This is a genomic window from Verminephrobacter aporrectodeae subsp. tuberculatae At4 (assembly GCF_000193225.1).
GTDB classification, from domain to species: domain Bacteria; phylum Pseudomonadota; class Gammaproteobacteria; order Burkholderiales; family Burkholderiaceae_C; genus Acidovorax; species Acidovorax aporrectodeae.
Genome location: NZ_AFAL01000487.1, coordinates 1 through 1,525, shown reverse-complemented (window position 1 = coordinate 1,525; position 1,525 = coordinate 1). Strand labels below are relative to the sequence as shown.

1 protein-coding gene and 1 pseudogene are annotated in these 1,525 nt (G+C 67.3%); both read left to right on the top strand.

All coding sequences use genetic code 11. From position 1 onward, the window contains the following. Window positions 1–151, top strand: a pseudogene (locus tag VTU_RS32895) (ABC transporter substrate-binding protein); the annotation flags it as partial. 357 nt (window positions 152–508) lie between these two features. Further along, a partial coding sequence (locus VTU_RS0115770; protein WP_010105901.1) for an ABC transporter substrate-binding protein occupies window positions 509–1,525 on the top strand: 1,017 nt, incomplete at its 3' end.

Below are 1,525 nucleotides of genomic sequence, written 5' to 3'. Positions count from 1 at the left end.
GCTCACGCGCGAGAGCTTCATCGCGGGCACCGAGGCGATCGGCAACCGCACGATCTCGGGCTTTCCGGTGTCGTTCAGCGCCAGCAACCATGCCGCGTCGAAGTTCGTCGAAATATCCATGCTCACCGGCGACGGGCGCGTGCGCAGCTGATCCCTGAACTGCGCGCGGGAATCGGCCCGAGTGGTGGGGAGATTGCGACGGGTCTGGTGCTTGCGGCGCAGGGGATGGTAAGGGCGTGTGAATTTCCAATTTCAGCGCCGCATGCGCAGCCCCCCGACTCCGCGCGCCGACCCGATGCGCGCCGGATTCCTTCCCCCGGGGCGCCCTTGCTTTGCTTGCCAGGGCCGGCGCGCCGTGGCCGCCCGCTGCGGCTGCCATTCCATTACAGACCCGCGGTAAATTGCCGCAGACAATCGCCGACATTGTCTACCGGCACACCACCGGAAACCGGTAGCAAGAGGCCACCTCCTTGGCTCTCTCACGCAACACCGGGACGGGGATTTCAGCATGAACCAAGCCGCATGGGGTCGCAGACGGTTTTCCGTGGGCCTGGGCGCCGTGGCGCTGGGGGGCTTTCATTTGGCGCGGGCGCAGGGCGATGGCCGCATCGTGCTCGGGCAATCGGCCCCCTTCACCGGCCCCGCGGCCCAGCTCGGTGTGCAGTTCAACCTCGGGGCGCAGCTCTTTTTTGACCAGTTCAGCGCCCAGGGCGGCTTGGGCGGGCGGCAGGTGGAAATCCGCACCCTGGACGACGGCTACGAGCCCGAGCGCTGCGCCGAAAACACCCGCAAATTCATTGCCGACGAGGTGTTCGCGCTGTTTGGCTATATCGGCGCCCCCGGCAGCCTGGCTGCGCTGCCCTTTTTCACCAAGGCCCGGCTGCCGTTCTTCGGCCCCTTCTCGGGGGCCGAGGCGCTGCGCCAGCCGTTCAACCGCCTGATCTTTCATGTGCGCGCCTCGTACTACGACGAGACGGCGCTCATCGTGCGCCACCTCACGAGCCTGGGGCTCACGAAAATCGCGGTGTTCTACCAGAACGACTCCTACGGCATGGCCGGGCTCGACGGCATGACGAAGGCGCTGACCGCGATCGGTCTCGCCCCGGTGGCCACGGCGACGGTGGAGCGCAATTCGATCGACGTGAAGGCGGGAATCGAGAAGCTGATTTCCACCGCACCCCACACCGTGGTGCTCGTCACGGCCTACGCCTCGGCCGCAGCCTTCGTGCGCACCGCGCGCAAGGCGGGCTTTGGCGGGACCTTCTACAACGTGTCCTTCGTGGGCACGCAAGCGCTGGCCGACGCGCTCGGCGCGGACGGCGCCGGCGTGGTGGTCTCGCAGGTGGTTCCCTCGCCCTACCGGCCCGCGCACCAGATCACACGCGAGTTCCTCGACGCCATCAAGAAGGGCGGCGACAAGGTGCAGCCCAACTATTCGAGCCTGGAGGGCTATCTGGTCGCGCGCGTGTTCATCGAGGGTCTGCGCCAGGCGCACGACAGCGGCAAGCTCACGCGCGAGAGCTTC